General features: G+C 67.3%; 15 protein-coding genes. 12 read left to right on the top strand and 3 right to left on the bottom strand.

The annotated features are described in order from the left end of the window. Positions 1-702 precede the first annotated feature (702 nt). Positions 703-1,734 carry a Bug family tripartite tricarboxylate transporter substrate binding protein gene (locus tag RIF23_RS13750; protein ID WP_310912892.1) on the top strand — a complete coding sequence of 344 codons (1,032 nt, stop codon included), beginning with the start codon at positions 703-705 and terminating at the stop codon, positions 1,732-1,734. 17 nt (positions 1,735-1,751) lie between these two features. Further along, complete coding sequence (locus tag RIF23_RS13745) at positions 1,752-3,938, top strand: tripartite tricarboxylate transporter permease (RefSeq protein ID WP_310912891.1); 2,187 nt, start codon at positions 1,752-1,754, stop codon at positions 3,936-3,938. Positions 3,939-4,074: 136 nt separating this feature from the next. Here RIF23_RS13745 and RIF23_RS13740 read toward each other — a convergent pair whose 3' ends face one another. After that, positions 4,075-4,830 (bottom strand): HAD-IIA family hydrolase, encoded by a 756-nt coding sequence (locus RIF23_RS13740; protein ID WP_310912959.1) that lies wholly within the window; start codon positions 4,828-4,830, stop codon positions 4,075-4,077. A gap of 251 nt (positions 4,831-5,081) precedes the next feature. On the opposite strand from RIF23_RS13740, the gene RIF23_RS13735 reads away from it, so the two are divergent. The 5 genes from RIF23_RS13735 (at position 5,082) to RIF23_RS13715 (ending at position 14,974) form a co-directional block, all read left to right on the top strand. Next, positions 5,082-7,526 (top strand): Tex family protein, encoded by a 2,445-nt coding sequence (locus tag RIF23_RS13735; protein WP_310912890.1) that lies wholly within the window; start codon positions 5,082-5,084, stop codon positions 7,524-7,526. 571 nt (positions 7,527-8,097) lie between these two features. Then, complete coding sequence (locus tag RIF23_RS13730; RefSeq protein WP_310912889.1) at positions 8,098-9,858, top strand: BCCT family transporter; 1,761 nt, start codon at positions 8,098-8,100, stop codon at positions 9,856-9,858. A 374-nt stretch (positions 9,859-10,232) separates the two neighbouring features. Beyond that, complete coding sequence (locus RIF23_RS13725) at positions 10,233-11,864, top strand: ABC transporter substrate-binding protein (RefSeq protein ID WP_310912888.1); 1,632 nt, start codon at positions 10,233-10,235, stop codon at positions 11,862-11,864. Between the two features lie 282 nt (positions 11,865-12,146). Beyond that, positions 12,147-13,328 carry a DUF917 domain-containing protein gene (locus RIF23_RS13720; RefSeq protein WP_310912887.1) on the top strand — a complete coding sequence of 394 codons (1,182 nt, stop codon included), beginning with the start codon at positions 12,147-12,149 and terminating at the stop codon, positions 13,326-13,328. After that, positions 13,325-14,974 carry a hydantoinase/oxoprolinase family protein gene (locus RIF23_RS13715; RefSeq protein WP_310912886.1) on the top strand — a complete coding sequence of 550 codons (1,650 nt, stop codon included), beginning with the start codon at positions 13,325-13,327 and terminating at the stop codon, positions 14,972-14,974. The genes RIF23_RS13720 and RIF23_RS13715 overlap by 4 nt, the downstream gene beginning before the upstream one ends. 105 nt (positions 14,975-15,079) lie before the next feature. On the opposite strand, the gene RIF23_RS13710 is transcribed toward RIF23_RS13715, so the two are convergent. Then, the gene (locus RIF23_RS13710; RefSeq protein WP_310912885.1) at positions 15,080-15,940 is read right to left on the bottom strand and encodes an aldo/keto reductase; all 861 of its coding nucleotides are present in this window, start codon (positions 15,938-15,940) and stop codon (positions 15,080-15,082) included. A gap of 241 nt (positions 15,941-16,181) precedes the next feature. On the opposite strand from RIF23_RS13710, the gene RIF23_RS13705 reads away from it, so the two are divergent. Next, positions 16,182-17,192: an amidohydrolase family protein gene (locus RIF23_RS13705; protein ID WP_310912884.1), complete on the top strand. Its 1,011-nt coding sequence runs from the start codon at positions 16,182-16,184 to the stop codon at positions 17,190-17,192. Positions 17,193-17,299: 107 nt separating this feature from the next. On the opposite strand, the gene RIF23_RS13700 is transcribed toward RIF23_RS13705, so the two are convergent. Beyond that, entirely contained in the window at positions 17,300-19,594 is a 2,295-nt protein-coding gene (locus RIF23_RS13700; protein ID WP_310912883.1) for an Orn/Lys/Arg family decarboxylase, read from the bottom strand. A 587-nt stretch (positions 19,595-20,181) separates the two neighbouring features. Here RIF23_RS13700 and RIF23_RS13695 point away from each other — a divergent pair. The 4 genes from RIF23_RS13695 to RIF23_RS13680 all read left to right on the top strand — a co-directional run bounded on the left by RIF23_RS13695 (position 20,182) and on the right by RIF23_RS13680 (position 25,416). After that, positions 20,182-22,980, top strand: coding sequence for a LuxR C-terminal-related transcriptional regulator (locus tag RIF23_RS13695; protein ID WP_310912882.1), 2,799 nt, complete (start codon positions 20,182-20,184; stop codon positions 22,978-22,980). Between the two features lie 63 nt (positions 22,981-23,043). Further along, on the top strand, positions 23,044-23,835 hold the full coding sequence (locus RIF23_RS13690; RefSeq protein WP_310912881.1) for an ABC transporter ATP-binding protein: 792 nt from the start codon (positions 23,044-23,046) through the stop codon (positions 23,833-23,835). Further along, on the top strand, positions 23,828-24,550 hold the full coding sequence (locus RIF23_RS13685; RefSeq protein WP_310912880.1) for an ABC transporter ATP-binding protein: 723 nt from the start codon (positions 23,828-23,830) through the stop codon (positions 24,548-24,550). The genes RIF23_RS13690 and RIF23_RS13685 overlap by 8 nt, the downstream gene beginning before the upstream one ends. A gap of 11 nt (positions 24,551-24,561) precedes the next feature. Then, a complete protein-coding gene (locus RIF23_RS13680; RefSeq protein ID WP_310912879.1) occupies positions 24,562-25,416 on the top strand; it encodes a branched-chain amino acid ABC transporter permease in 855 nt (284 codons plus the stop codon). The last annotated feature ends 6 nt before the right edge of the window (positions 25,417-25,422 follow it).

The raw sequence follows: 25,422 nt of genomic DNA, 5'->3' as shown, positions 1-25,422 counted from the left end.
GCGCGGAGCCAAGCACCGCTATCCAGGACACCCGCGGACGGACCACGCGCCGCCCCCACGTCCCACTGGCCGTCGTGCCGGGGACCACGGTGCTCCTAGCACGGGGGGCACTCTCACGGCCCCCCACGTCCCACTGGCCGTCGTACGGCGTCGCACCCTGGGGGCGCTCCCCCGCACGACGGCCAACGAGGCGTGGGGGCGGGGTGACCCTGCCGCACATCCCGCTCCCCGGGGCAGAGCCCTCCCCGCACAGCGGCCAACGGTGGGGGTGTGCTGGAGGGCCCTGCCCGGCCGAATGGCCCGCTGCGCACGCGTACCGGAGCAGTTCACGCTGACTGGCCGTACCAGAGCAGGTTGTCTCGCATGCACGGTGCGCGTCCCGGGGGCGCTGGAGGCGAAGTGCGACGCGGCCGCTCCATCCGCTCCACTCGCGCGCCAGGCCGGCGCCCGTATCGCACATTCGTGCCCCGCGCTGCGGACCGGTGCCCGGCGGGGGAACGGTCCGGTTCGCCGGACCTCAACCCCACCGGGAGCGTGGGCACATCTTTACCGTTCCGATTCCGGACTCCCGATTGACGTGACGTGCACCACCGGCCTAGCGTCAGAGCCAATGTTCGCAGTATGAATTCTTGTTCGCTAGACGCACACAAACGATGTCCTCGCGCCGGACAGTTCCGGGCGGCCCTCAGCAAAGGAGACTCCATGCATCGAGGTCGACGCAGTAGCCAGGTGATCGCCGTGAGTGCGGGGGCGACGCTCCTCCTCGCCTCCTGCGCCAACGACCCCGGCGCGGGCACGGACGGAGAGTTCCCAAACGGGACGGTGCGCATCGTGGTGGGATCCGGCCCCGGATCCACCATGGACCACCTCGCCCGGGGTTTGGCCCCCCACCTCCAGGACATGTGGGGGGAGTCCGTGGCCGTTGAGAACGTCGAGGGTGCCAACCAATCGGCGGGCTACCACGAGGTCGCCAACTCCGATCCGGACGGCCACGATCTGTTCATCGGTGTCCACGGCACGTTCGGGATCCACGAACACCTGGGCAATCTCGAGCCGGGACTCGAGGAGTTCGAATGGTTCGGCACGCTGCTGGAGGAACCCTACGCGTTCCACGCCGATGCGGACGGCCCCTTCGGGAGTTTCGACGACCTCTTGGACGACCAGCCGATCCGTTACGGGGACAGTGGCTACGAAAGCCCCGTGAACCCCTTCGCCCTGACCGTGTTCGACACCCTGGACGCCGACTACGTATTCACCCCGGGCTACGACCCCGGAGAGGCGCAGAGCAGCGTTCTCACCGGTGAGCAGGACGTGGTGGGACGAGATGCCGCGCAGATGCTACGCACCGGGACCGCGGACGACTATGAGGTGCTCCTGGTCGCCACCGAAGAGGAGCACCCACTCGCTCCGGACGCCATGACGTTCCCGGAGCTCGAGGACGAGTACGACGTGGAACTCCCCGTGCTGGACATCTTCCAACTGGGCTTCCCGATCGGCACCACCCCCGGCACCCCGGAGGAGACCGTCGACATCCTGGCCGACTCCGTGCGCGAGCTGATCGAGGACGACGCGCAATTCCAGGAGTGGATGGAGGACAACCACATGTCCGAGAGTATGCAGGCCGACCGCATCGGCAGGGAGGTCACGCAGGAGCACGTGGCCGACGTCCTCGAACAGTACGAGGATTTCGGGGTCACCGATCTCGAAGAACGCCTCGGTAATGGCGCGAACTGACACGAGGAGCTGTTCCGGTGCTCGACGCCCTACTCGAGGCCATCGCCCTGATCCTCACGCCGGCCGGCATACTCGCGGTGCTGGCCGGCGCGGCGATCGGCCTGACCTTCGGCATCCTGCCCGGGCTCGGCGCGAGCCAGGCGATGATCCTGCTGCTGCCGTTCACCTACGGGGCCGATCCCGACTACGCGATCCTCCTGTTCGTCGCGATCATGTCCGCGGCGTCCTTTGGCGGTGCTCTGCCAGCGATCCTGATCAACACGCCCGGCACACCCGCGAACGTCTGCACCACCTTCGACGGCCACCCCCTGGCCCAACGGGGGGAGGCCACCCGCGCGATCTTCATCTCGGGTGTGGCGTGTGTCATCGGCAGTATCGTCGGCGCGACCGCACTGTTCGCGCTGATCCCGGTCATCTCGGAGATCATCACCGCGTTCGGATCGCGGGAGACCTTCTGGCTGGTGGTCTTCGGCATCGCGATGATCTCGCTCGCCTCCAAGGGCAACACGATCAAGGGCTTGGTTGCCGGAGGGATCGGGCTACTGCTGGCCTTCGTCGGCCGCAACTACGTCTTTCCCGGCGAGCGGTTCACCGGCGGGATCGACTTCCTGTACGACGGCATCCCCATGATCGCGCTGCTGGTTGGGGTATTCGCCGTCGCACCGATGGTGTTCATCGGGGCACGTGACTACGTGGTCGACCCCTCGGTCACCGCCGGTGTCGTGGCCGGATCCGGAGGCAGCTACCGTGCACAGGCGAAGCAGGGAACTCTGGATGTCCTGCGTCGGCCGGTGCGCACGATCCGGGGCGGTGTCATCGGCGTACTCCTGGGCATCATTCCGGCCGTCGGCGGGGCCACGGCCAGTTTCATCAACTACCTCCTCGCCAAGCAGACCTCCCCGGACGCCCAGAACTTCGGCTCCGGTAGTCCCGAAGGACTGATCGCCTCCGAGTCGGCCAACGACGCCAAGGACGGCGGGGCACTCATGCCCACACTGGCCTTCGGCATCCCCGGCGATGTCAACACCGCGGTTCTGCTGGGTGCACTGCTCATGCACGGTGTTTCCGTGGGAAGTCCGTTGTTCAACCACGAGTTGAGCCTGGTCATGATCATCGTGCTGGCTCTCGTGGTCGGGCAGATCGCCGTCGTGCTGCTGGGTGCCGCGGCGGGGCCGCTGGTGACCCGAGTTTCCACCGTGCACACGGCCTACCTGGTGCCCACGGTCCTGACCTTCGCGCTCATCGGTTCCTACCTCTACCGGGGTGGCGTGTGGGATCTCGTCATCGTGGTCGCCGCGGCAGCGCTCGCCTACGGCCTGGCCCTGTTCAACTATCCGGCCATCAGCCTGGTGCTGGGGTTTCTGCTCGGGGTCGAGGCCGAGCGGAACTTCGTGCAGACCCGCACCATGTCCGGGGGCGAGCTTTCCGGGTTCTTCGAGGGGTGGATCGTGTGGGTGTTGATCGGGGCGATGGTCGTCGCCTTCCTCGGCTCGGCCATCCTGGGCCGACGTCGAGCCACGACGGCGGCAGCTACACCGGGCGGCGACGCACACGACACGTCCGGGGACGGGAGCGTCACCCCACACGACGCCGGCGACAACGACCGTCCCGCCGGAGCCAGCACCTCACAGTCCACGTCCCAGGTTCGAGAGTCCGCCCCCGCCGCCGAGACAGTGGAACAGCCGCGCACCTGGCTGGGTGCCGGCTTCGCGGCGTTCCTCCTGACGGCCTCGCTGGCGTTCCTATGGGCGGCACAGGGCCATGAGGAGGACATGGCGCTGTTTCCGACCGTGGTAGCGGCCGTCACCACGGTCCTGGTGCTGATCGTTCTGGCCATCGAGGTCCTGCCTGGCGTGCGACGGCTCGCCGGCCGGCTGGACTCGGCGGCCCCGGAGGCGGCCACTGGCCCTGCTGGCGACCTCACCGCCGCAGCTCTGGGGCGACACGGCCGTGTGCTTGGCTGGGCAGCGGTGTTCGTCACGATGGTGATCGCGGTTGGTTTCCTTGCGCTGCCCGTTCTGGTGGCGGGCTACATCCTTGGGACGCAGCCGCGCCGGTGGCGCAGCGCCCTGATCCTGGCGGCACTGGTGGCAGGCCCGCTGATCACCATGGGGGTCACCTCCCCCGCCATGTTCTGGCCGGGCGCGATTCCCCCCGTGGTGCCGGATCTGGTCGGCGGCGGGGTGCTCCCCCAGTTCCGCTGACTTCGTGCGCAGGCTCGCGGACTCCGTCCTGATTCCCGCACGGGTGGCCGCGTGCCCGCGGCCACCCGTGCGGGGACCGGAGCACGGGCCCCGCACGGCTGCCCAACGTCGGGGCACCGGTGGGTGTCTGGAACGCCTATCCGAAGGGATCGGTGGTGTGGCCGACCAGATCGGCCACCGAGTCCAGTACCTTCGTTGGGCGATACGGAAACTGTTCCGCCGTCGCGGCTCCGGAGATACCGCTGAGCACGAGAATCGTCTGTAGTCCGGACTCCAGGCCGGACCGGACGTCGGTGTCCATCCGGTCCCCGATCATCAGGGTGTTCTCGGAGTGGGCACCGAGGGCCCGCAGTGCGGAACGCATCATCAGCGGGTTCGGTTTTCCGACATAGTAGGGGCGGCGCCCGGTGGCTCGCTCGATCAGCGCGGCGACCGCGCCCGTGGCCGGAAGCGAGCCCTCCCTGCTGGGGCCCTTCTCGTCGGGGTTCGTGGCGATGAACCGGGCTCCGCCCTCCACCAGCCGGATGGCCTGGGTGATGGCCTCGAAGCTGTAGGTTCGGGTCTCCCCCAGCACCACGTAGTCCGGATTGTGGTCCGTCAGCACGTAACCGATCTCGTGCAGGGCGGTGGTCAGGCCGGACTCCCCGATCACGTAGGCGGATCCCTTGGGACGTTGCTGGTCCAGGAAACGTGCTGTGGCCAGTGCCGAGGTCCAGATCGACCCCTCGGGAACGTCGAGCCCCGTGCGCAGTAGTCGGGATCTGAGGTCACGGGGCGTGAACATGGAGTTGTTGGTCAACACCATGAACCGGAGGTGGTTGTCCTGCAATTCCTGCAAGAACGTGTCGGCACCGGGCACCAGGTGCTCTTCCCGGATGAGTACCCCATCCATGTCCGACAGGTAGTTCCAGCTGATCTCATTTGTCACGTCCCTATCTTCGCGTACCACCTCCGTGGCACGCGAGACCGGCCGGGAATCCGTTCGGCGCGATTCGGGTTCGGGCGGTGTCGGTCGCACCTGGACAGTGATCCCCGTAACCTGTGCGTCGGGTCGCGCACCGGAGCCGTGACCGCACGCGCTCCATGCCCGCGACGCCATCCCGCCGACCGTGACAGCCATGACAGTAGGGGCGAACTCGAACCGTGTCCGTGCACGCCACCCAGGCCACACCTCCCAGTAGCATCAACCAGCGCATCGCCGAGGAACTCGACGTCGGGGTGGGTCAGGTGCGCGCCGCCGTGGAGCTCCTGGACGGCGGCGCCTCCGTTCCGTTCGTCGCCCGGTACCGCAAGGAGGCGACCGGCGCACTGGACGACGCGCAGCTGCGGCAGTTGGAGGAACGCCTTCGCTATCTGCGGGAGCTGGAGGAGCGGCGCGACACCATCCTGGAATCAATCCGTGACCAGGGAAAGCTCGATGATGCCCTGGCCGCACAGATCCGGGCTGCCGACTCCAAAGCACGTCTGGAAGACATCTACCTCCCCTATAAGCCCAAGCGGCGCACCAAGGCCCAGATCGCACGGGAGGCGGGCCTGGAGCCGTTGGCTGAACTCCTGCTGGGCGACCCCAGTACCGATCCGAAGGTCGCGGCGGGTGACTATGTGAACGAGGACGCCGGGATCGGCGACGTCACCGCGGCGCTCGCCGGAGCCCGGGCGATCCTGGTGGAACGGTTCTCCGAAGATGCCGACCTGACCGGGGAACTGCGGGAACGCATGTGGGAACGAGGCCGGATCGTTTCCCGCCTGCGTGCGGGCGGCGCCGACGGCGCCCAGGCCCAGGCCGCACAGCGCTTCGCCGACTACCACGAGTTCGCCGAGTCCTTTGGCTCACTGCCCTCACACCGGGTTCTGGCGTTGTTCCGCGGGGAGAAGGAGGAGGTTCTGGACCTCACCCTGGAACCGGAGGAGCCCGCGGAGTCCGCGGGCGAGGAGCAGCCGGACGCTGGCGCGGGAACATCCCGTGCCGATACCGCACCGAGCGGCTACGAGACCCGGATCGCGATGCGGTTCGGTATCGGCGACCGGGGCCGGCCCGCGGACCGGTGGCTGCTGGAGACGGTGCGCTGGGCCTGGCGGACCCGGATCCTACTGCGGCTCACCGTGGATATTCGGATGCGGCTGTGGCAGGCCGCGGAGGATGAGGCCGTGGGGGTGTTCGCCGGAAACCTGCGCGACCTGTTGTTGGCCGCGCCGGCGGGGGCTCGTCCCACGATGGGGCTGGACCCCGCCTATCGCACCGGGGTCAAGGTGGCGGTGGTGGATGCCACCGGACGGGTGGTCGACACCGCTACGATCTATCCCCACCAGCCCCAGGGGCGGTGGGCTCAGGCCCTGTCCACCCTGGCCACACTGGCACAGAAGCACACCGTGGAACTGGTGGCCGTTGGCAACGGAACCGCCTCTCGGGAGACCGACCAGCTGGCACGCGAGCTGTCCCGAACCCACCCCGATCTGGGCCTGTCCACGGTCATGGTGTCCGAAGCCGGGGCGTCGGTGTACTCGGCCTCGGACTACGCGACGCGGGAGCTTCCGGATCTGGATGTGTCCCTGCGCGGGGCGGTCTCGATCGCACGGCGGCTTCAGGATCCCCTCGCCGAGCTGGTCAAGATCGACCCGAAGTCGATCGGTGTGGGCCAGTACCAGCACGACCTGGCCGAGACGAAGTTGTCCCGCTCTCTGGACGCGGTGGTGGAGGACTGTGTCAATGCGGTCGGGGTCGACGTGAACACCTCCTCGGTTCCGCTACTGACTCGGGTGTCAGGGATCGGGTCGGCGCTGGCACAGGCCATCGTCACGCATAGGGACACGCATGGACCGTTTGCCTCCAGGGCGCAGCTGCGCGAGGTTCCCCGGCTGGGGCCGAAGGCGTTCGAACAGTGTGCCGGATTCCTGCGCATTCCCAATGGGAGTGACCCGTTGGACGCCTCCGGGGTCCACCCGGAGTCCTACCCGGTGGTTCGCCGCATCGTCGCTGCGGCGGGCAGTGACCTGACCTCGCTGTTGGGGAGTCGTTCCGCCCTGCGGCGCCTGCGACCGGCCGACTTCACCGACGAAACGTTCGGGCTCCCCACGGTGACCGACATCTTCGCCGAGCTGGAAAAGCCGGGCCGGGACCCCCGCCCCGAGTTCCGTACCGCACAGTTCGACGAGGGGGTCACCACGATCGGGGATCTGGCCCCGGGCATGATCCTGGAGGGGGTCGTCACCAATGTCGCGGCCTTCGGGGCATTCGTGGACGTGGGAGTCCACCAGGACGGACTGGTGCACATCTCGGCCATGTCCACGAGTTTCGTGGAGGACCCACGTACGGTGGTGCGCCCAGGGACGGTCGTTCGGGTCAAGGTGCTGGCGGTCGACACCGACCGGTCCCGTATCTCGCTGACACTTCGTCTCGATGACGAGGTCTCCGCTGCGGACCGGGACCAGGATCCCTCCGCTGGCGCAGCCGCGCCGTCGGGTCGTTCGGCGCAGCGTCGTCGCAAGCGTGGCGGGGGCTCCGGCGACTCGGGTGGCGCCGGAGCCTCCTCGTCGGCACCGCAGGGGGCCATGGCCGAGGCGCTGCGTCGGGCCGGGCTGGAGCGGTGAGCCCGGTTCGGGGACCCCGAATCCCCCGCGGATTCGGGGGTGCTGCGAGCGTGGACACGGCCGTGGCAGAGCCGTGCAGCTGTGGAGCAGGAACCGGAATCAGGAAATCACCGATCCGGTAATCATCCTACGACCGACACATAACAATCCCGAGCGCTCGATTCCCGCACACACGGTCACGAGATTCTGTCGGTTGGGACGAATGGCCACGGAGAGCGAGGTCACCAGGACGTTCACGGGTAGCCGTGACACCTTCGCCTCCCGCGTCTCACCTAAAACGCCCGACGCGTATCGATATTATCTCGATCCGGTCGCAGCCGATTGTTGACAATCGACTGGAATCCGAACTAGCCTCCCGCATTCATAGCGCAGGAAATGGCCTGTGCAGTTCGTTGGCGGATTCCGGGGCCCGGTCGGCCGGAGGGATCATCCAGGCCTGCCGTGGCACTGGCCGGCCTGGCCGAAGCACAGCGATGGCCACAAGCTCCAGCAAGTACCGCAGAGGAGGCCTCCACTCCCTATCGACAGCGAGTCGAATCGAGTTGTCCGCACCAACCCCTCGGGAGCCGCGATGTTGGAAAACTGGGCCCACCGGCTCGGACTTCGCACCAACCCGCAGATATTTTTCAGTTCCACAGCCCTCGCTATTCTGTTCGTGGCGCTGACCATAATCTTCACTGAGGATGTGAACGCGGCCTTCGGCTGGGCCACCGAACACATCATCCTCTCCAACCTGAGTTGGTTCTACATCCTCGGCGTCACGGTCTTTCTTATCTTTCTGATCTGGATAGCGATCAGCAAGTACGGAAGCGTTCGTCTCGGTGGGCCGGACTCTCGACCGGAGTACAGTAACTGGGCCTGGTTCGCCATGCTCTTCGCCGCCGGCATCGGAACCATCCTGATGTTCTGGGGTGTGGCCGAACCGATCAACCACTACGCGAATCCCCCCATGGCCCCGGAGGGATTCGACGGGCACACCGACCCCGAGGCGGCGGCCAACGCCTATGCGGAGACGGCCGGTGCCGCCCAGCAGGCGATCACCATTACCAACTACCACTTCGCCCTGCACACCTGGGCAATCTTCACGGTTCCGGCCCTGGCCTTCGCCTACTTCATCTTCAAGCGCGGGCTCCCGATGCGGGTCAGCTCGATCTTCCACCCCTTCCTCGGCAACCAGATCCACGGCCCCATCGGCAAGATCATCGATGTCATCGCGGTGGTGGGGACCCTCTTCGGGCTCTCCGTATCCATTGGTCTGGGCTCCTCCCAGATCAACAGCGGCCTGGCGAACCTCATCGACCTGCCCACCGATCCGACCAACCCGATGACCCTGCTGAGTCAGCTCATCATCATCGTGGTCATCACGGCGATCGCCATCGTGTCCGTGGCTTTGGGGCTGGACAAGGGCATCAAGCGCCTGTCGAACATCAACATCCTGGCCTCGATCGGACTGCTGATCTTCGTACTGGTCGCGGGGTCGACCCTCTTCCTGGCCAAGGGGGTCGTCGAGCAGACCGGGGACTACCTCGCCAACGTGATTCAGCTCGGGTTCTGGAACGACGCCTACGCCAACACCGGATGGCAGGACGGCTGGACGGTGTTCTACTGGGCCTGGACCATCACCTGGGCTCCCTTCATCGGTATCTTCATCGCCAGGATCTCCAAGGGGCGCACCATTCGGGAGTTCGTGGCCGGTGTCCTGGGGCTCCCCACCCTGTTCAGCGTGATCTGGTTCAGCGTGTTCGGCCTGGCCGCCTTCGACATTGAACGCGCCAATCCGGGTGTCCTGGTCGGCCCCGTCGTTGAGGAGGGCGACATTCCCGGGGCCCTGTTCGTGTTCCTGGAGAACTTCCCGGTCGCAACGACGGTGGGCACAATCATCGCCGCGATCGCCGTGGTGATCGTCGCCATCTTCTTCATCACTTCCTCGGATTCGGCCTCGCTCGTCATCGACATGATGTGCACCGGGGACCAGAACGTGCTGCCCCCGACCCGTCAGCGGGTCTACTGGGCCGTGCTGGAGGGGTTGGTCGCGCTCGCCTTGGTGGGCGGGGCAGGAGCCGCGGTCATTGCGGCTGGGGACGCGGAGGAGACCGTCAGTGCGGTGGACGCCCTCTCCGAGGTCATCACCGTGGTCGGCCTGCCGTTCTTCATCATGTCCTTCCTGATGATCGCCGCCCTGCTCAAGGAGCTGCGGCGCGATCCCGATGTTCCGGGCAACGTGCTCCCACCGGACGCACCGGCACAGCAGGAACAGCAGGAGGAGCCTGCGGCCACAGATTCCCGGCAGTCCGGAGCCTCGACGTCCCCCGGATCCGCCAACCCCGACTGAATCGACGCCGATCGGGGCCAGGTCCAGGCGGCCACCCCGGCTGCCCTGGAGAACCGGGCTCGGGCCGCGTGACGGCCCGAGCCCTTCGCCGTGGCGGGGATTGTCACACGGATCACCCGAGTACCTCGGCCGTGGGCATTCAGGGTTATGGAATCGCTAGGTGTCAGCTGCGGCGGGTGCGGCCATGGGCTACTAAGATCAACTTCTGGATGTCGGCAAATCGCCCACGGGCACACAGAGTGGGCTGAGCGTGGGCTGTTTGCACATCCACAGTGCGGGTGGGTCCCTTCGACCACACCGTGTGCAGACACTTTGGATCGGCGACTGCGCCGAGCCCGCAGTGAACCCATCCCAGGATCCGATCAAGGTACCTAATGACTGCGATATCCAGCGCGACCACCGTCTGGGCCCGGCGGGCCCGGCATCACGCCCCCGTCGCCACCGTCGGGGCACTCAGCCTGCTGGTAGCCGGATGCTCCATCGACGGCGACCCGACCGGCGGTGGGACGGCCCCCTTCGTCTACCTCTCCTCCACAGACGTCATCACCGAATGGGATCCGGCACAGGCCTACTCGAACGAGGCCCTCGCCCTCCCCAACCTCTACGAAACCCTGACGCGCTACAACCCCGACACCGAGGAGGCTGAGCCACTCCTCGCCGAAGACTGGGAGGTCTCCGAAGACGGGGAAACCTGGACCTTCGATCTCGCCGAGGATGTGACCTTCCACTCGGGGGAACCGATGACCGCCGAGTCGGTCCAGGCCGCCATCGAACGCACGATGGAGCTGGACCTGGGCGCAGCCTACCTGTGGGACCCGGTCAGCAGTATCGAGGCCACGGACGAGCACACCGTGGTGTTCGATCTGGACTACCCGGCGGCCCTCGACCTCATCGCCGCCGCCAACTACGCGGCCTTCATCTACGAGATTCCGGAGGGCGCCCCCGAGGGGCCCGACGCCGAGGACAGCCCGTTCGAGGCGGAGTCTCACGGCACCGGCCCCTACACGGTGGCCGAATGGAACCCCGGTTCCGAGCGCGAGCTTCAGCTCACCGCGTTCGAGGACTACTGGCGCGGCTGGGAGGACGACCAGATCGAGGAGATCGAATACCAGGTCGTCTCCCAGCCGGAGACCGTTGCCCAGATGATGGAGGGCGGCGAGGCGGACTTCGCCCAGAACCTTCCGGTCCAGCTCATCGATCAGCTTCGGGAAACCGAGGACGTGGATGTCATTGAGACACCCTCCTGGCAGAACCTCTTCGGGTTGATCAACACCGAGGTGGAGCCGCTGGACGACCCCCAGGTCCGGGAGGCCATCGCGCACGGCGTGAACTACGACGAGATCATCGAGGCCACCCAGGGAGCGTTCGAGCCCTCCGACGGGGTGATTCCGGAGGGTCTGCTCGGACACAACACCGATCTCGACATCCCCAACTACGACCCGGACCGAGCCGAGGAGCTCCTCGCCGACGCCGGCTACGGGGAAGAGAACGGCGAGATCCTGACCCTGGAGCTGACCTACACCGAGGGTGAGGAAGACCTCGGCACCATCGCCGAGCTGATGCAGGACCACCTGTCCTCACTGAACATCGAGCTCCAGATCGAGGCGCTGCCCTGGGAGTCCGGCCACTGGCCCCGCGCCCAGGAGGAGGACCCGGAGGATCGCCAGGACATCACCCTCATGTACTGGTGGCCGGATGATCCCCAGGCGCTGTCCTGGTTCTACAACATGTTCATGTCCGAGGACGACATCGTGTTCAACCTCGCCTACTACTCGAACCCGGAGCTGGACGAGCTCATCGAGGAGGTGGGGCCACTGGCCGCGACCGACGAGGAGGCGGCCGAAGACACCTACGACCAGATGCAGCAGATCCTCATCGAGGACAATCCCGCGCTGTTCCTGGGGACGACCGTCTACCAGCGGGCGCTACGGTCCGAGTACGAGGGCTATGTGGACAACCCGCTGTACCCCAACGCGGTGTTCGCCTACGAGCTGACCCGAGGCTAGGCCGGGGTGGGTGAAGCAATGCGGGGTCACGGCCCACCGGGCGACACGCGCCGCGTCGATGTGCCCAGACAACCAAACCAGGATGCCGTTGGCACATCGGGCGTGCGCGGTCCTGCCCGCCAGGACCGTTCCCTGCTGCGCACGAATGCACACACCACCGCCTAGGCACCCGGACGCCTGACCCGCCCGGCCCGGTCGCGGCCAGCCACCACCTAGCTGGGGTGTCCGCGGCCGGGCCGACGCACGGTCCAACCCATCGCAGATCACATGATCGGATATCCGGTGAATAGAACCTCCCACACAACCACGGACGGGGCGGACAACGCCCCCGTCACCCTGGACGCAGAAACCCTGGTGGACTACGCGCGCGGCGCGGCGATCCTCGGAGCTGGTGGCGGCGGCGCCACCAGGGTGGGGCTGTTGGCCGCACTCCAGGCGATCGAAACCCACGGACCGGTGGACGTCATTTCCGTGGACCAGGTTCCCGAGGAGTCTCTGGTTCTTCCGGCCGCCGGCCTGGGCTCTCCGGACATCACCCAGGAGAAGATCGGCAACCCGGAGCAGGGACGCTGGCTGCGGGAGATGATGGAGCAGGAGACCGGCCGCACCGCGCACGCCTTCATGGCCACCGAGGTCGGCGGCAGCAACGCCCTGCTTCCCGTGGTGTGGGCCGCCCTGACGGGACTGCCTCTCGTGGACGCCGACGGCATGGGCCGTGCTTTTCCCGAGGCCCAGATGGTCAGTATGCATCTGGCCGACATTCCCGCCACTCCGTCGGCGGTGGTCGACGAGCGGGGGCACCGGTTCATGCTGCGGGACATGGACGCCTACTGGCTGGAACGTAGCGCACGCGCCCTGGCTGTGGCCTGCGGTGGGTTCGTCTGCACGGTGGACCACCCCATGACCGGCCATGAGCTGCGCACGGGCGCGATCGCCGGCAGTGTGACCCGAGCTGTGGAGATCGGACGGGCCGTGTCCGCAGCCACCACCGAGCAGAGCGCGACCGGGACCGAACCGGCATCGGGGCAGTCCGCGACGGAACAGGGCCGGCTAGGCGCGGTGTTGCGCCACCTCTCCGGACACCTGCTCATCACCGGCAAAGTCACCGACATCGAGCGCCGCACCGTGGACGGTTTCGTGCGTGGACACCTGACCGTCGACGGGCTGGGTGCAGACCAGGGGCGCCGGGTCGGGGTGGCGATCCAGAACGAGAACCTGGTGGTGACCGAGAACGAGCGCACCCTGGCCTGTGTGCCCGACATCATCACCGTGCTGGACACGCAGACCAGCGAGGTGATCTTCACCGAGCTGCTGCGCTACGGGCAGCGGGTGAGTCTGCTTGCGGTTCCCGCCCCCGATATCTGGCGCACTCCCCGCGGACTTGAGGTGGCCGGGCCGCGCGCGTTCGGATTCGACCTCGACTACCAGCCCGTAGATGAGCTACTCGCGGAGGCCCACCGATGAACAAGCCCAACCCCCGCGCGCACGCGCCGCGCCTGCGGATCGGAATCGATGTGGGCGGAACCAACACCGACGCCGTGGTCCTGCGCGAGCAGGACCCCACGTCCACGAGCCAGAACACCATGACGGCCGCGGACGTCCTCGCGCGAACCAAGGTCGCCACATCCGCCGACATCACTTCAGGGGTCACGCAGGCCCTACGCGGCGTGCTCGCGGACCCCACCACGCCCGAACGTGCGGGGGCGCATCCACACCAGGTCGCCCGGGTCATGATCGGCACCACACACGCGACCAACGCGGTGCTCCAGCGGAACGGGCTGCGCCGCGTGGCCGTGCTGCGGATCGGGGCACCCGCCTCGACCGCGATCAGACCCATGTTCGGTTGGCCACCGGACCTGTGCGCCCAGGTCGACGCGGGCTCCGCCATTGTCCGGGGCGGGGTGGAGCTCGACGGAAGTGCGGCCGCCGCCTTCGACACCGAGGCCGTGTCGCGGTTCTGCGCGACGGTGGCGGAGCGAGCCGAAGCCATCGCCGTGTGCGGTGTGTTCTCTCCGGCTGCTCCCGACCAGGAGCGGCACGCGGCCGAGGTGATCCGGAGGGAGCTGGGCGACATCCCGGTGTCCATGTCCCACGAGCTGGGTTCCCTGGGGTTGCTGGAGCGGGAGAACACGACGATCCTCAACGCGGCCCTGGGCGGGGTGGCCACTCACCTCATCGACGCGATCCGGGCTGGACTGGACAGCCACGACCTGGGACACGCGATCCCCTATTTCGCGCAGAACGACGGGACTCTCCTCAGCCTGGAGGAAACCCGACGCGCTCCGGTTCTGACCATCGGCTCCGGACCCGCCAACAGCCTGCGCGGGGCGGCGATGCTCACCGGTGAGCCCAATGCCCTGGTCGTGGATGTGGGTGGAACGTCGGCGGACGTGGGCGCGCTCACCCAGACCTTCCCCCGCGAATCGGCATTCGGGGTGGAGGTTGGTGGTGTCGCGACCAACTTCCGTATGCCCGACCTGGTCAGTATCGCCATCGGTGGCGGGACTGTGGTGCGCTTCCGGGACGAGGGGCCGCCCACGGTCGGTCCGGACAGCGTCGGCTATCGGCTCGCCGAGGAGGCGCTGGTGTTCGGTGGCGCGACACCAACCCTGTCGGATGCGGCGGTGGCCGCCGGGCGTGGCGAGTTCGGTGACCGTTCCCTACTGCCCGGGCACCTATCGCTGTCCGCAGCCCTGGAGCATGCCGACGCGGAAATCGCCGATGCCATCGATCGGATCAAGTCCTCGGGTACCGATCTACCACTCATTGCGGTGGGCGGCGGTAGCGTCCTCGTTCCCGACACCGTTCCCGGAACCACGGGAGTGCTCCGCCCGGCCCACCATGATGTGGCCAACGCGATCGGGGCGGCGATCGGCACGGTTAGTGGCAACGTGGACCGGATCGTCGAGGTTGGCCAGGGCGGGGCGAGCCGCACCCGACTGATCGACGACGCCCGCGAGGCAGCCGTCGCGGCTGCGGTGCGGGCGGGTGCGGACCCCTCCGTTGTCGAGGTCGTGGAGATCGACGAGATTCCGCTTTCTTACCTGCGGGAGCCCGCGGTGCGTCTGCGGGTCAAGGCCGCCGGGCCGCTGGCTGGAACCAACGACTGACAGCGACCGCGGGGTTCACGATTCACACTGCGCTGCCCGGTGGGTGCGTGCGGGGCCGCCCCGGGCGCACCCACGGCGCGCGGCCCCGCACGGCACCGCGGAACCTCAGATGATGTCGAGCGGCTGCCGACGCTGCGGAGGTGGAAACGCGGCGTCCAGCTGGGCCAGTTCCGCCTCGGTGAGGCGGAGGCGTAGCGCAGCGGCATTGTCCCGGACGTGCTGCTCGCTAACCGCCTTGGGGATGGCCAGGACGTCACGCTCACGGATCGTCCACGCGAGGGCGACCTGGGCCGGGCTGACCCCGTGCCCGGAAGCGATCTCTACCAGTGTGGGATTCTCGAGTACCTGACGCTTGGCGGCGCCGCCGTGTCCGAGTGGGGCGTAGGCCATCACCGGGACGCCGTGTTCCCGACACCACGGCAGCAGGTCGTACTCGATTCCGCGGGATCCCAGGTGGTAGAGGACCTGGTTGGTCACGCAGCCAACCCCACCGGGCACGCTCCACAGTTCGCGCATTTCGTCGACGTCCAGGTTGGAGACGCCCCAGCGCCGGATCTTGCCACTGTGCCGGAGCTCCTCCAGCACCTCGACGGTCTCTTCCAGCGGCACGGAACCCCGCCAGTGCAGCAGGTACACGTCCAGATAGTCGGTGCCAAGCCGTTGGAGGCTGCGCTCACAGGAGCGTTTCGCCGCCGGGTTGCCCGCGTTGTGGGGATAGACCTTGGAGACCAGAGTCACCTCGTCCCGACGCCCGGCGATGGCGGACCCCACGACCTCTTCAGCACCGCCTTCTCCGTACATCTCCGCGGTGTCGATCAGGGTCATCCCCAGGTCGAGCCCCATCTGGAGCGCGCGTACCTCGGCAGCACGCTGACTGTGGTCCTCACCCATGAACCAGGTTCCCTGACCAACGGCGGGCGCCGAGACGTCACCCGCGAGGTCGACCATCCGCTGTTGCTGGGTCAACTCGCCCTCCCCTTTCGGCTGTCCAGCGCCACTCTAAGGGTGCCGGTGCTGGGACACGATCCAGACACACACGCACGGGGATACCGAACGCACCGGGTGCGTGGATGGCGGGCACGGTTGGTGGCGCGTCGGCGGGGAGCACACCGGTGCCGACGGTTCGGTCCCGACGCACGGCTGTCCGAGGCCACGTCCTAGGCTGTGTGGGATCGAACGAGCGGACCGGATCGTTGTTGGGGGCATCGTGTGCGTATCCGGGACACCGGATCCCACCGGGACACTCGGGCACTCGCGGGCGGCCGCGCCGCACGACGGGGCCGAACCGCCTCCGGGTGCCGGCCCGACCGCGGATGACGACTCCGCGCCGGTGGTGGAATTCTGGCGTGCGCTGGGTCTGCCTGGTCTGGTTGATGTCCATACCCACTTCATGCCGCAGCGGGTGTTGGACAAGGTGTGGGCCTACTTTGACGCGGCGGGACCACTCGTTGGTCGAGCCTGGCCGATCACCTATCGGGAGGCGGAGCACCGTCGGCTGGAGCGGTTGCGGGCCTACGGGGTGCGGGCGTTTTCGTCCCTGGTGTACCCGCATAAGCCCCAGATGGCGGCCTGGCTCAACGCCTGGGCCGGTGATTTCGCCGCCCGCACCCCGGACTGTGTGCACACGGCCACGTTCTACCCGGAGCCCGGGGCGGGGGACTATATGGTGGCGGCACTGGATTCCGGGGCCCGCATCGTCAAGGCGCATGTCCAGGTGGGCGACTATGACCCGCGGTCGAGGCTGCTGGATCCGGTGTGGGCGGCCCTCCAGGAGCGGCAGACGCCCGTGGTGATCCACTGTGGATCCGGCCCCATGCCGGGTAGCTACACGGGCCCCGGGCCGATTCGTGAGGTACTGGCGCGGTTTCCGCGCCTGTACCTGGTGGTGGCCCATCTCGGTTTGCCGGAGTACCGCTCCTTCCTGGATCTCGTGGAGCGGTACCCAAACGTGTACCTGGACACGACGATGGTCTTCACGGAGTTCACGGAACGCACGACCCCGTTCCCCCGGGACGAGCTGCCCCGGCTGCGGGCGCTGGGCCATCGGGTGCTGTTCGGCAGCGACTTCCCCAACATTCCCTACCCCTACGTCGAGGCACTCCAGGCTCTGGTGCGCCTCGAGCTCGGTTCGGACTGGCTGCGGGCGGTGTGCCACGACAACGCTGCTGCACTGCTGGGGCTCGACCTGGACACCTCCCCGGGCTTCCCGAATCGCTGACGCCGCAGCGCATCACCACGGCGGCGGGCTCGGTGTACGCGCAGTGGTCCCGCGAGATGTCGCGTGCACCGGCGGGCTGGGCGCACAGTCCCGGTCACGGCGCCGGATCACTCGGCGAGGCAGCTCAGGCTGTAGTCTCCGGTCTGCGGATCTCGGATGATTCCGTGAATCTCCGTGCCGAGGCCGGGGAACATCCGGTCATACTCCTCGAGCGCCCGCAGGTAGCGCAGGACCGGGCCGTCCGGGGCACCCACGCGTTCCCCCGGAACGAGCAGCGGGATTCCGGGAGGTGTCACAACAACCATCGTGGCAACGACGCGACTCGCCGCCTTGGCGAGTGGGACGCGGTCCGTGCCCTGGCGGCGTACCCGCTGGTAGCAGTCAGCCGGAGTCAGGGCCGGTTCGGGAAGGGTCGTGAACGCGAGATCCAACAACTCGGTCAGCTGCGTGCTCCGGTATAGATCGTGGAGGTGGGAGCACAACTCGGGCAGTGTGAGCTCGGCGTACCGGTGTGGGTACTGTTCCACCAGGTCGGGCAGGACCTCTGTGAGCGGTGCGCCGCGGTCGTACAGCTCCTTGAAGTCCCGCAGCGTCTGCAACAGGCTGATGCTCTTGGACCGGGTGCTGCCCAGGGAGAACAGTACGAGTACCGTATAGCCGCTGGTCTTTTCCACCAGAACGCGCCGACTACGCAGGTAGGCAGCGAGAACGGACGCCGGAACCCCCCAGCTGTCGACCGTCCCGTCCACCTGTACACCCGGGCACATCACGGTGACTTTCAACGGGTCAAGGAGACAGTATCCGGGGTGGAGTCCGTCGAAGCCGTGCCAGTCTTCCTCAGGATCGAGCGTCCAGCAGCTTGGTGTGGTGACGAGCAGCTCCTGGGGAGCTTCGGCGAAACCGTAGCGGGATCCCGTTTCCGGGTCGGTGACCTTCGGTGGTTGCCACAGGTTGAAGAACCAGTCCGTTCCCTGGCCGATGAACATGTCCCGCAGGCGTATGAACGACTGACGAAAGCTGACCGCTTCGGCCACCGAGTCGGCGATCAGCTCACTGCCCGCGGGGCCGTCCAGCATCCCGGTCGCCACGTCCAGGGAGGCGAGTAACGGGTAGGAGGGTGAGGTACTGGCATGCATCATGAAGGTCTCATCCAGCTGCGCGGGATCGATCGGGGCCCGGGGTGCGGTACGCACATGGAGCATCGCGCTCTGGGAGAGGGCAGGCAGCATCTTGTGGGTGGACTGGCTTGCGAACACTGCGGGGCGGTCCGCGGACGGCAGTGTGTGCGCGTCGACAGCCATCCCGTACCGCCCCTGGTACAGGGGGTGGAAGTGCGCGTATCCGAACCAGGCCTCGTCGAAGTGAACGCAGGCGACACTCTGGGCGAGGAGTGAACTGGCCCACGGGGCGTCGTAGCACACGCCGTCGTAGGTGGAATTGGTGATGACGGCGAGGTGGTGGGCATCCTCCTGTGCGTGGACCAGGGGGTTGGCCGCTACCAAGGAACGCACCCCCTCGCGTTCCAGATTCCGGACCGGGACCGGACCGATCATGCCCAGGCCGTTGCGCGTGGGGGGAAGGAAGACGGGACGGGCATGCCCCAGCACCAACGCGTGCACCACTGCCTTGTGACAGTTGCGATCCACGATCGCTATATCTCCGGGCCCCAGCATGTGCTGGCCAACGATGCGGTCGGCTGTGGACGTTCCGTTCAGGACAAAGTAGGTGTGGTCGGCTCCGAAGACACGCGCTGCGTTCCGTTCCGCCTCGCCGATCGGACCATCGTGCTCGACCAGAGAACCGAGGCGTGGGACCGACACGGAAACGTCGGTACGGAACAACTGCTCACCATAGAACTCCACGAAATCTCGCCCCAGGTCTGACTTCAGGAAGGCCGCTCCCCCCGAGTGCGAAGGCGTGTGCCAGGAGTACGTCCGATCCTCGTAGGCCTCGCGCAGCGCTCGATAGAATGGAGGACGCCGAGGCGACCGATCGCCACGAACAGCGGCATGAATTCTCCCGGAAACAAAATCATCGCCGTCTTCGTCCGGAGCGAAGTAGTCAGATATACCGAATGGATGCATCAGGTGACTGACCTCGGTCGACACCGATGCGAGGGCGAGAAAAACGGACACCCGCCCCGAGTCCCGCCGAGATCGACCGCGAACCGTGGACACCACCCGTGCCACGGAGCCATGGACCGATACGAAATCGGCTGATTCTCGATCCAGGGAGCTGTCCACGACGACAGCACTGAGATTGCCCAGGTCCGCGATCTCCCCACGGGCCTGGTCCACGGACTGAGCCCAGCAGACGGTGTATCCGCGGTCTGCCAAGGCCGAGGCGACCCCCTGGAGTTTGCGACCATCCGGTGACACGAAGAGCACCGCATCCGTCGGCACCGTACCTCCTTATATCTGAGCCGCTACACACAGTGACATCGATAGACACGAAATTGAAAAAGCTCCGCAAGCAATCCGGCCCGCACTTCACCCCGTGAGCCAGAACTAGATTCAAGAAATACCGTATCATCCGACCGACTTGACAACCAGACCCTCCAGGATATATTCCCCTTACCATACCACCAATCTGGCGCGAATATCATTTTACATTTTAGGCTACATTTTTGGTCACCCTGAAATCGAACTAAATTCCTCGCGTGCTAGATATTCCGGACGCCCAACTGCGCTCCCCCTGCACAGACGACCGAGTCAGCTCCGCCTCATCCCTGACCTTCCGGCGCCACGACTCGCGAACACCTCGGGCACAAAAAGTGACTATTCATCACAATATGTAGTCAATGGTGAGTGCTGCCCGCCCTGGCGATGCCTCCTCGCCTCCCCGTCTCCCCGCGCCCCCGCGGACACCCCACAAGGCACCTCCCGCCGGTGCAGGCGACCCGGATCTCGCCGATCCAGGTCAGGGAAATCACCAGTCATCGTGACGAGGGTCTCCCCAAAGCAGGGGGTAATGTCCAATAATCGCACTTGTGCAGAACAGTGTTAGGTTCCTCACGCATCCGCCGACGCTGCGGGGACGCTCCCGCGAGCGCTCCCGGATCGCGCGCCTACTGTCCGGGGCCGCCGCGGGCTCCGGCGGTTCACTGGTGTTGTCCGGAGCGCCGGGCTGTGGCAAGTCGGCGCTGTTGGACGCCGCCCGAGGCGAAAGCGCCGAGCATCTGCACCTCGAGGCCGCCGGGGTCCCCACGGAGACCACCCTCGCCTACGCCGGCCTCCAGCAGCTTCTGCTTCCGCTCCTGGAACGCACCACGATGCTGTCCGGCGAACACGGCGCCCTGCTGCGTCAGATGCTGGACACCGGTCGCATCGCCGACACGGAGCGGTTTCCCCTATCGATCGCGGTACACGACCTGCTGCACCAGGTGGCCCAGGAGCGTCCCCTTACCCTGACCGTGGACGACGCCCACCTGCTGGACCCGTCCTCCCTGGAAGTACTGACCTTCGTGGCGCGACGGATCCGACACAACACGGCACTGGTGCTGCTGTGCGCCACGTGTGACGGCCAGTCCAAGCCGGTACTCCCCAGCCTCCCCCAGCTCCCCGTTCCCCCCCTGTCCCCGGATGCGGTGGCCCAGCTGGTGACGGACGCCGCACCGATCGCCCCCACCGACACGGTGCGCGCGGAACTGGTCCGCGCCGCACACGGAAATCCACGCGCGGCGCTGAGCCTGTTGGGCGCCCTGAGCGACACCCAGCTCGCCGGCCAGGAGGCACTCCCCCACCCCATGCCGTTGGGGCGGGACATCATCGAGGACTACGTCGCCCGAATCGCTGACCTACCGGACTCCACGCTCCAGCTGCTGCACCTCGCGGCGACCGACCCGGAACTGCCCGTGGACACTCTCGTGCTGGCACTCGATTCGGGAACCGACTCGGTGGCGGCCCTGGAGCCCGCCGAGGAGCGTGGCGTGGTGCGTGTGGTGGACAACAAGGTCGAGTTCTGTGATCCGCTCCTGCGGGATGCGGTGTACCAGGATGCGCCTCTGTATCGGCGTCGTGCCGCACACGCGGTGCTCGCCGAAACCCTCGGTGCCTGGCGGGACCCGGCACGCCAGGCCTGGCACCGGGCGGCGGCGGCGCGTGGGCCGGATGCGCGAATCGCCTCGGATCTGGCTGCGCGTTCCGAGTCCATGCGCAGCACCTACGGCTATGAAGCCTCCGCGACCGCCCTGGAACGGGCGGCGGAACTGACCCCCATGTCCGGAACGAAGAGCTGCCGGATCGCAACCGCAGCCCATCACGCCTGGCTCGCCGGCCAGCCCCATCGGGCCCAGCACCTGCTGGAGCGGCAACGGCACTACTCCTCGACTCCACTGGCGCCCGGAATCACCGATCTGATCACGGGCAGCATGGCACTGCGCTCCGACAACGCCATCGACGCCTACGCCATGCTGCGTGGGGCCGCGGAGTCGTTGGCACCCAAGGAACGACACCTGGCGCTGCGTGCGCTGGTGCGCGCGGCCGAAGCCGCCTCACTGGCGGGCGACGTTCGCCGCTACACCGCTGCGGCGGAACGTGTGACCGAACTGTGCGGAGTGGACGATCCTCCCTCGGTGCGGCTGGGAACGGACTACGTGCGGGGGTCGGCCGCGCTACTCCAGGGGAACTATGCCTCGGCGGTGGAGCCACTGCGCCGTGCGGTGAATCTGGCCGCGCACTCGGCCGACCCCACCGAACTGATCTGGTCCACGATCTGTGCCCTCCAGCTGGGGGACGAAGCCCAGGCCCACACTCTGGCTACTCGGGCGGTAGAACTGGCACGTGAGTCCGGTGCGGTCGCGTTGATTCCACAGGCCCTGGAATTCCTGGTCTACGCCGAGTTCTGGACCGAACGCTACCCCTCAGCGGTGGGTCACTGCCTGACCGGGCTGCGCCTGTCCCGGGAAACCGGCCAGTCCAACTCGGCTGCGCATCTCACCGCGGCGCTGTCCTTGCTCTCGGCGATCCAGGGGGACAGCGAAACGTGTCGGCTACGCGCGAGAACCGCGACTGAGCAGGCGGCCCAGAACTGTCTCGGTTTGCCCCGGGCCCTGAGCACCTGGGGGTTGGCTTTTCTGGACCTGTCCCGGGGGGAGGCGGCCCAGGCGGCCTATCGTCTGCGGGCCCTGGCCCACAGCGGGACTGGCCAGAGCCATTCGGCCATCCGCGTGCTGACCATTCCCCACTTCGTGGAGGCGGCGGCACTCAACGAAGAGTCGGACAGCGCGGCGGTCGCCCTCAACGAGTACGCGCGGTGGGCCACGACCACCGACAGTCCGGGGCCACTGGCCCTGCTCGCGCGCTGCCGGGCACTGCTGGCCAGCGGCGAGTCCAGCCGGGAACACTTCGAAGAAGCACTGCGTCTCCACCGCACCGGTGGGCACGACGGCATCGAGTACGCACGGACCCAGCTGCTCTACGGGACCACCCTGCGGCGGCAGCGTTCCCCCCGCCAGGCTCTGGACCATCTGCACTGCGCACTGGAGGTGTTCGAACACCTCGACGTGCGGCTCTTGGCGGCGCGGGCACGCACGGAACTGCGTGCCACCGGAGACGCCAAACATCGCGAGGCGGAGGAGACGGCGGGGCCGTCCATTCCCCTGACCGGCCAGCAACGGCAGATCGCCGAACTGGTGGCCGAGGGTGCCACGAACCGTGAGATCGCGGCGCAGCTGCACATCAGCCCGCGCACGGTTGAGCACCACCTACGCAACATCTTCCGTCTGCTACAGGTCCGCTCCCGTGTGGAGCTGTCCAGGCTGATCCTGCGTGGTCACCCCGACGGCTAGGAACACCGGCCATTCGTCCTGCCTGTAGCAGAACCCGCACACCCGACCATGAAGAGAGGCCGGTTGACTACCACCGATCCCGATCCGATGCTCGCCGCCCACGGGGTAACGGTCCGCTTCGGCGGTCTCCTGGCGTTGAACGAGGTGAACCTGGAGGCCCAACCCGGCAGCGTGGTGGGGCTCATCGGCCCCAACGGCGCAGGGAAAACCACCCTGTTCAACGTGCTCTCCGGGCTGATCACCCCGAATGCGGGGCACGTGGCCATCCGCGGTCGGCCGCATCCCCGACTGCGTCCCCACCATCTGGCGGGGTTGCGCATCGCCCGCACCTTCCAGGGGCTGAACCTGTTCCCCGGAATGACCGCGGTCGACAACGTGGCCGTGGGAGCGGACCGACACGCACGAGCATCCTGGCTCACCGCTCTGACGGGGCTCGGCCGTGCCGCCCGGGACGAGCGGGAGCTGCGCCAACGCGCGATGAGTGCCCTGGCCGAGGTGGACGCGAGCGAATACGCCTTCGCACTGCCGGCGACCCTGCCGTTCGGCGTACAGAAACGTGTCGCGCTGGCACGGGCCCTGGTGAGCGAACCGGAAGTCCTGCTGTTGGACGAACCGGCGAGTGGACTGTCCGAAGAGGAGCTCACCACGCTCGGCGCACGAATCCGCACCCTGAGCGAGCGAATGACCGTGGTGCTCGTCGAGCACCACATGGACCTGGTCATGTCCGTGTGTGACCACATCGTGGTGCTGAACTTCGGTGAGGTCATCAGCACCGGCTCACCGGACGAGGTACGCAACGACCCCAAGGTCACCCAGGCCTACCTCGGCGAACCCGCGGAGGACAACCATGCCTGAGGAACTCGCGTTGACCATCGAGGACCTGGACGTACGGTTCGGTCCAGTACGTGCGCTGAGTGGCGTGTCCCTGCGGGTGGAGGAAGGCACGATCTGTGCCGTACTCGGCGCCAACGGAGCCGGGAAGACCACCCTGCTGCGCACGGTGAGTGGCCTGAACCGTCCCCAGTACGGCCAGATACGTCTGAACGGCACCGACCTGACGTCCGTGCCACCCGAGTCCCTGATCCGGCTCGGCGTGGCGCACGTTCCGGAGGGTGCCGGCATCATCGGGGAACTGACCGTGGTGGAGAACCTGCGGTTGGGTGCGCTGTGGCGCGGTGACCGATCCGCGGCCGCCACCTCCCTGGAACGCACCTACGAGCTGTTTCCGGTGCTGCGGGAACGCAGTGCCCAGCCGGCAAGCAACCTCTCCGGTGGCGAACGCCAGATGCTGGCGATCGGCCGTGCCCTGATGGCCGAGCCGCGGGTACTGCTGCTCGACGAGCCGTCCCTGGGGCTGGCTCCACTGGTGACGCGGCAGATCATGCAGCTGATCCGGCAGTTGCGCAACGATCGCGGGCTGACCGTGCTCATCGTCGAGCAGAACGCCAACAGCGCCCTGTCCATCGCGGACCACGGGGTCGTACTCGCGGGCGGTCGGGTCGTCCTGCGGGACACGGCCGAGCAGCTGCTCGGGGACGAACAGACGCGCCACGCCTACCTGGGCTTCTGAGAGGACGCACCGTGGAGCACTTCCTCAATCTCACGATCAACGGATTCGCGAACGGAGCGATCTTCGCGGCCCTGGCCCTGTCTCTGATCATCATCTACCAGGCCACCCGCGTGGTGAACTTCGCGCAGCCGGCTCTGGCCCTAGTCGCCGCCTACACCGCGATGGCGGTGACCCAGGCGAGCGGCAGCTACTGGCTGGGCTTCGTGGCCGCTCTGGTCTGCGGCCTGGCGAGCGGTGCCCTGGTCGAGCGCGTTCTGATCCGGCCGGTGCAGTCGAGCGCCTCCCCACTGAACCCGGTCATCGTAACCCTGGGCCTGCTACTGCTGCTCATGGGCGCGGTCGGGATGATCTGGGGCAACGAACCGCACTCGTTCGGGTATGCCTTCGACTATCGGGGCCGCCCCTCCCCGGCCGATATCTGGGCGGTGGTGTCGGTGGCCCTGGCGGCGGCGCTGCTGTTCGCCCTGTACCGGCTGACCCCGCTGGGACTGCGGATGCGCGCCGCGGCTATGCGCCCGGAGATCGCGCGCATGCTCGGGGTTCGGGTGGGCAGCATGCTCACCCTGGGCTGGGGTATCGCCTCGGTGATCGGCGCACTGGCGGGCATGCTGGCCGCCCCACCGTTCCTGTATCCCAACGTTTTGGACACCATCTTCGTCCTCGGCTTGGCCGCGGCGGTCATCGGCGGTCTCGACAACCCCTTCGGTGCCATTCTCGGCGGACTCCTGATGGGGCTGACGACGTCCTACGTCTCCGGGTACTTCGGCTCCGAGCTGACGGCGCTGGCCGCGTTGGGCGTACTCATCGTCGTGCTCAGCGTCCGCCCTGACGGCTTGTTCACCCGGCCCACCGCACGGAAGGTCTGACTGTGT

The sequence above is a fragment of the Lipingzhangella rawalii genome (assembly GCF_031628175.1).
In the GTDB taxonomy this organism is placed as follows: domain Bacteria; phylum Actinomycetota; class Actinomycetes; order Streptosporangiales; family Streptosporangiaceae; genus Lipingzhangella_A; species Lipingzhangella_A rawalii.
The sequence above is the reverse complement of the archived record's forward strand: the minus strand, read 5'-3'. Positions and strand labels throughout refer to the sequence as shown.